Genomic DNA, 6,361 nt, shown 5'->3' with positions numbered 1-6,361 from the left:
TAGACGTGGAGGAAGTATGACAAAATCTGATCTTATTGAAAACCTAGCTTTGCAGCGTGACATGCCAATGAAGCGAGCTGAACAGGTCATTAACGAAATCTTTGCTGCCATGCAGCAATCACTACTTAATGACGAGCGAATAGAAGTCCGTGGTTTCGGCAGCTTTGAAATCAGGGAATATGAGGGTTACAAAGGCCGCAACCCAAAGACCGGTGAAACTATTGACGTAAAGCCCAAGAAACTGCCATTTTTCAAGGTTGGTAAAGAATTACGGGAAAGGGTACTTGGCTCCCATGCATAGACTGATTACACTACTCTGTCTGCTTGCCTTGGCATTGCCGGCATATGCCCAGACTTCATGTCAGGAACAGTTTGCTGATGGCAAGACTCCCTTCGTCACCAATCCCAAGATATCATCAAAATACCGTGAGCTATGCAACCAGGCTTATGCAGTCGGCCACTCCGGCATTACCCGTACTCCACTCTGGTCAGCAGAATATCTAACCCGTGATAGTCTTATCTCAGCTAAAGGGTTAAAGCGCTCCAATAACTTCAAGGCTGATACTCGTCTACCATCCGCTGAACGTGCTGAGCTGTCCGACTATGCCCGTTCCGGTTATGACCGAGGACACATGGCACCATCAGCTGACTTCGGTGATCCTGAAAGCCAAGACGAATCATTTCTGCTCTCAAACATGATCCCTCAGGAACCTGAAAACAACCGGGGCATTCATGAAGGCATTGAATCAGCTGTTCGCAAAGAGGTGAAGAAGAGGGGGGAGCTGTATGTCATCACCGGCCCTCTGTTCCAGGGTGCGCAACTGCAGTCGTTGAAGGGCAGGGTTATCATTCCGACCGGTATCTATAAATGCCTCTATGATCCAGCCAGGAAAGAATCTGGCTGCTACCTGGAGCAGAACGAACCAGGTACTGACTACAGCACCGTATCTGTGGCTGAAATTGAAAAGCTGGCAGGGATCAATCTGTTTCCTACGCTGACACAGGACGTAAAGAGCAGAGTCATGCGACTTCCCGCAGCCAAGGCCAGAAGCAGGAAGGAGAGCCGATGAAGCCCTATGCCAATGAATCTGAAACTATTCAGATAGCAGACCTTACCATTGAAAACCGTACTGATCGGGTCTCCTTGCATGGCTCGCTTGACCTGACAAGAGACTGTAAAGGGCTTGCTGCTGCACACGAGCTGAAGGCAGTTGTCGATGCTGTTGTTACGTTACTTGAAAAGGAAGCATCTAACGGAAAACTACCGGAGGAGATTGTTCTGGAGCAGACCGTCACCGTTGATAATCCGTTTGCATGAAGACAGGTGTGTTTAGAAACGTGGTTAGCGACAACCGAAAGTGGTTACACAATAACATCTCTGGCGAATACCTATGACACTGATTGGGTAGGGTTGTTTGCTATGCTGCCGATATGGATAGTTGACCAGATGACAAACCACCTTCTGAGGAGAAAAAATCGAATGAAGAACATCATGAAACCAGTCATTACTAGTATGATTCTTTGTCTGAGTTCATCACTGGCCTGTGCTGCAGATCTTGAAACTATGAAGGCGACAGGCAAAGGAGAGAATTCTGACCTGTCAAATTCGAGCCTAGTAGGTGCAAAGCTGATTGATGTCAAAATGGACGGCTCTAAATTTATCAAGTCAGACCTCACTGATGCGAGTTTCAATGATTGTGGTGAATGTAATTTTACAGGTGCCCGGCTGATCAGGACTAATTTTGAAAAAGCGAGTATCGATGAGGTAATTCTCAATAATGCTCAAATTGAAGATGCAAACTTTACGAAAGCATATGCCCATAACCCGAGAGTCAGGAATGCAGTGATAAGCGGAACTAAGATGGATCGTGTCAATATGGCGAAGGGTAAATTCGACAAAACCACCATCAAAAACACCTCAATGATCGGTGCCCAGTTAAAGATGAGCTCATTTTCCGAAGCTGTGCTCAATAACGTGGATCTTTCCTATGCTGACCTCACCTATGCCGATTTTGCTGGAACTAAACTCCAGGGTGTAAAATTTGCTCATGCCGTTCTATATGCTGCTGAATTTATTAACGCTGACTTGAGCGGAGCCGATTTTAGGGGGGCTGACATAACCGGTGCCTATTTCAAGCGTACTTATGGCTTTGACACCTCCAAGCAGCAGTATGGAGATATTCCCAGTTCAATAAGTTGCGATGATTTGAAGGCTAGAGGCGCTGTTGTTGATGCAACGACCAAGTGTAATTGATATGCATAGTGGAGGTTGGATGAAGGTGACGCAATGAATCAGGATATGACAACAGTACTCTGGATTCTGTCAGCAATTCTGACCGTCACAGGTCTGACCGGCATGCTGGTGCCGCTCATACCCGGTGCGCCGCTCTTATTTTTAGGCCTGCTGTTCGGCGCCTGGGCTGAGGGATTCTGTTATGTGGGCCCTTGGACGCTGGCAACTCTGGCACTGCTAACCATCTTTAGTTACCTGATAGAGTTTGCTGCCTCGGCACTCGGCGCAAGGGAATTTGGTGGCTCTAAACGAGCCATGTGGGGTGCGCTCTTGGGAGGGGTTATCGGCATGTTCATGGGCGTCCCCGGCATCTTGGTTGGTCCATTTGTAGGGGCTATGCTGGGGGAACTCTCGCTTCAGCGAACTATTGACCAAGCAGGCCGTGCTGGTTTCGGTACTGTGGTCGGTCTGGCGCTTGGCATAGCTGGTAAACTGGTTATCGGCATCAGTATGATCGGCCTGTTCCTGATCATGAGATTTGCCTAGTTATGAAAAAACACAAAGAACCACAACCGTTCAACCAACTTGAGGCTGAGATAGCCATCACCTCCCTGCACGCCACCGGCGACTACCTGGTACTGCGCAAGATCAACCTTGATCAAGACACCCGTTTCAGCAGAAAGAGTCATAATACCAGTCGCGTCGCCCTCTGTCTTGACACAGAAACCACGGGACTCAATCACGCTGAGGATAGAATCATTGAGCTGGGAATTGTAGCCTTTGAGTATGAACCATCTACCGTAGAGATAATCAGGATCACTGGTCGCTACAATGGCTTTGAGGACCCCGGATACCCGCTGGCCAAAGAGATCATCGAGATTACCGGCATCACAGACGAGATGATCAAAGGTCAGCAGCTTGATGACACCGCCATCAACCAACTTGCAGAACAGGCCAGTCTGGTCATTGCCCACAATGCCGCTTTTGATCGTCCGTTTGTGGAACAGCGCTTTCCTGGTTTCAAAACCATTCCCTGGGCCTGCACTGTCAGCCAGATCGACTGGCAGGTGGAACGCCTCCAGGCCCGTTCTCTTGAATACCTGCTGTTTAAGTTCGGTTGGTGCATCAATGCCCATCGGGCACTTGATGATGCTGAAGGGGTGCTGGGGTTACTGCTGGAGAAGCTTCCGGTAAGTGGGGATTCTGTCTTCAGGGTGCTGCTTGAAAACAGCGCTGAGTCGATCACAAAACTTTATGCAGTCAACTCGCCATTTGACAGAAAGGATCTGCTGAAACAGCGAGGCTACCGCTGGAGTGATGGGGCCAATGGCACACCCAAGAGTTGGTGGATCAGCATTCCAGAATCAAGGGAACAGGAAGAGTTCAGTTATCTGGCAACCAAGATCTACCCTGGTGGCCGTACTGATAGTGTCGAGATCAGGCGGGTCAGCCCCATAGACCGGTTCTCATGCAGGGAGGGGTGACCGAATAGCCTTTATCAAAGGCATCACAAACCCTCTATTTTATTTTTTTCTGATGTAAATCACCTCTAGGAAGCATCTTCATCCCTCTCAATGCCACTGAACGTAAAATGATAGGTAGGCTTTTAATGTCATGGAGAAGTGTACTCCAACCAGACATCAGGAAAAACGCCTCGACAGTGTCAACATAGAGTCCTATTTTTAGGTTTCTGACATGCGCCGAGATGTGTCTAGATCTAAATCTGACATTTTGGGTAAGGAACCAATAATCTGTAGCATACCAATCCTTTGCTGTTATCGTTTCCACCAGAAAACTTATTTTATAATATTAGGACATAATGCTGTCCTATGGCTATTATAAGCTACATACATGGAATCCACTCCCATGACCATAGTGGCCCAAGTTGGCATTGCAGCATTTGGCTGTTCTGCCATCTGGTTCGTAGGACAAAAAAGCCGAAACCTCAGAAGATGGGGCTACGTTGCAGGACTCTGTGCCCAGCCATTCTGGCTCTATACCGCAATAAGCAACAGACAATGGGGTGTGCTGCTACTCAGCCTTTGGTATGGTTACGCATGGGGCCAGGGGTTTTACAATCACTGGATAAAGCCGGAGGAGATTAATGTCTGAAAAACTTGACTCACTGCTTGAGATCTTGTCTCGGCTGAACTCTGGTCAGCAGGTTACCACCAGCGACATGATGGAGTCATTCAACGTCTGCTCAAGGACAATCCGTCGCTACATTCATTCTCTCTGTGACGCAGGTTTTCCGATCTTGTTTGTCGATGGTGCCTACAGATTTGCCGATGGCTACCAGTTACACAAAGCATCATTAACTGATGACGAGATGCTCTCACTAGCTCTTGCTCAAATAGCCCTTAAACCTTCTAACAACCGCCTTGCAAAAGGTATTGATCAACTCAAGGACAGGATAACAGGCAACAACCTATCTGCTTATACGCAGCTATCCACCAATGATCCGGTTATTGGAAATGACTATGAATGGTTCAAGCCCCTGCATGACGCTATTCGAACCAGAACACCTCTCATCATTGACTACACCTCATCAGGCAGCAGCCTCTTTTCAACGCGAACCATAGAACCGCTGTACCTGTTCTGCAGTTCAGAAGCATGGTACCTCCGGGCATGGTGCAGGACTGACGAGGCCAACCGAACGTTTGCCGTTGACTGTATTAAAACAATAACACTAAAGCCTGAAAGCAGATTCTACAGCCCGCCAGTCGATACTGAACAGGAGCTTTCAGACGGTTTTGGCACCTACCTTGATGGTGAGCCAACCAAGATATCCATCCGTTTTGACCAAGAGGTTGCATCTCGCTTTCGGCGGAGAAAATGGCACAAGAGTCAGGAGGTACAAGCGGGCGAAGATGGCAGCATAGTGGTAACCTTCCGCGTCAATGGCACAGAAGGGGTCAAACGCTGGCTATATCAATGGCTGCCCCATGCTGAAGTCCTGGAACCACCTAAACTACGTACCCAAATCGCACGAGAACTGAGACAAGCAACCAAGAGGCATGGCCAATTGAAGGAATGCACTCCATGAACAACCAATTGGATTACATCCGACAACCAGAAAAACTGAGCGTGATCCTGCATGAAGCGACGGTTTGGGATGATCAGGCCCAGCAGACCTGGGCTATCAGCCTTACGGCATCTACCGCAGACCAGTCAGCCAAAGGCTGGGCCTTCATGGATGCACGATATATCGAGCTCAGATTTGAGTCCGTATGCTCAGGAGATCCTCCGGCATTCCTGACCGGAGTTGTTCCGCATATTGAACCAGACAATAACCTGATGTATGAACTGGCAGACTTCTGCCCCATGTCACTGCATAACCTGGAAACCAGATTGCGGCAGTTTCTTGCAACCTGCGTCTTCAGTATAGTGGCCCTTCAGGACATAACCACTGGCGTCTGGAGTAAAAAAGCAACCAGGTTCAACTACTATGGAGATACTTACGCCATGTCGAAACATGAGAACATATTGGAAAGGATCGTCCTATGAGCTGGCAAACCATCCTTGAACTGCAATGTGAAGGTGGATCAATCCGCCTGGTTGGCAGTAATATCAGTGACAAATGGCTGTTCAGGTTCGATGCTGAAGAGTGGGCCTTGTTCGAGGAGGGTGGCAACTCAAACCAATCAGAGACCGTTGAGGGGATACATGCCGCACGGCAGATGCTGGATGAGCGTTACCCACATTGGAAACATTTCCACGTAAGTCATCTTGCCCCCGAATTTGACGAGTACTTTACTAACAGCACCGTGGAGGGACAATTGGAACAGACAGCTCATAATGTCACACAAATTCTAGAGGAAACCATTGAGCAGTTCATCCATGATTTTGTTGAAAACCCGTATGATTGCTACACAGAACATGGCCAGCATGCCCTGTTCTTTACCAAGCTGTATAATGCACTGCCCGAAGCTAAGCAATACCACATGATAGAGGTGGCTCCTGGCAAGCCGGTGCGGGTCTGCATCATTCAGAAAGAGTATACGACCAAAGTGAACCTTGGCAAAAAAAGGCGCCAGAACTGGGATATCGCCGTTATCAAAAAGCCTGACGATAATGATCAAAGCAGCTATGACTATCTGGCACTCTCAGCAATAGTTGAGTTTGGCA

At 48.3% G+C, this 6,361-nt stretch carries 9 protein-coding genes; all 9 read left to right on the top strand.

What is annotated here, in order from left to right; all coding sequences use genetic code 11:
• Positions 1-16 precede the first annotated feature (16 nt).
• Complete coding sequence (locus OEL57_RS12870) at positions 17-301, top strand: HU family DNA-binding protein (RefSeq protein WP_300740943.1); 285 nt, start codon at positions 17-19, stop codon at positions 299-301.
• Complete coding sequence (locus tag OEL57_RS12865; RefSeq protein ID WP_300740942.1) at positions 294-1,070, top strand: DNA/RNA non-specific endonuclease; 777 nt, start codon at positions 294-296, stop codon at positions 1,068-1,070. The genes OEL57_RS12870 and OEL57_RS12865 overlap by 8 nt, the downstream gene beginning before the upstream one ends.
• Positions 1,067-1,318 (top strand): hypothetical protein, encoded by a 252-nt coding sequence (locus tag OEL57_RS12860; RefSeq protein WP_300740940.1) that lies wholly within the window; start codon positions 1,067-1,069, stop codon positions 1,316-1,318. Before OEL57_RS12865 ends, OEL57_RS12860 begins: the two co-directional genes overlap by 4 nt.
• 162 nt (positions 1,319-1,480) lie before the next feature.
• Positions 1,481-2,254: a pentapeptide repeat-containing protein gene (locus tag OEL57_RS12855; RefSeq protein ID WP_300740938.1), complete on the top strand. Its 774-nt coding sequence runs from the start codon at positions 1,481-1,483 to the stop codon at positions 2,252-2,254.
• Positions 2,255-2,287: 33 nt separating this feature from the next.
• Entirely contained in the window at positions 2,288-2,779 is a 492-nt protein-coding gene (locus tag OEL57_RS12850; protein WP_300740936.1) for a DUF456 domain-containing protein, read from the top strand.
• Between the two features lie 2 nt (positions 2,780-2,781).
• Positions 2,782-3,717 carry a 3'-5' exonuclease gene (locus OEL57_RS12845; RefSeq protein ID WP_300740934.1) on the top strand — a complete coding sequence of 312 codons (936 nt, stop codon included), beginning with the start codon at positions 2,782-2,784 and terminating at the stop codon, positions 3,715-3,717.
• A gap of 620 nt (positions 3,718-4,337) precedes the next feature.
• Positions 4,338-5,279: a helix-turn-helix transcriptional regulator gene (locus OEL57_RS12840; RefSeq protein WP_300740932.1), complete on the top strand. Its 942-nt coding sequence runs from the start codon at positions 4,338-4,340 to the stop codon at positions 5,277-5,279.
• Positions 5,276-5,740: a hypothetical protein gene (locus tag OEL57_RS12835; RefSeq protein ID WP_300740930.1), complete on the top strand. Its 465-nt coding sequence runs from the start codon at positions 5,276-5,278 to the stop codon at positions 5,738-5,740. Before OEL57_RS12840 ends, OEL57_RS12835 begins: the two co-directional genes overlap by 4 nt.
• The coding region (locus tag OEL57_RS12830) for a hypothetical protein (RefSeq protein WP_300740929.1) at positions 5,737-6,361 on the top strand (625 nt) is incomplete at its 3' end. The genes OEL57_RS12835 and OEL57_RS12830, both read left to right, overlap by 4 nt.

The organism is Trichlorobacter sp., assembly GCF_030247655.1.
GTDB lineage: Bacteria > Desulfobacterota > Desulfuromonadia > Geobacterales > Pseudopelobacteraceae > Trichlorobacter.
Note: the sequence above shows the minus strand (reverse complement) of the source record. Positions and strands in the feature narration are given on the sequence as shown.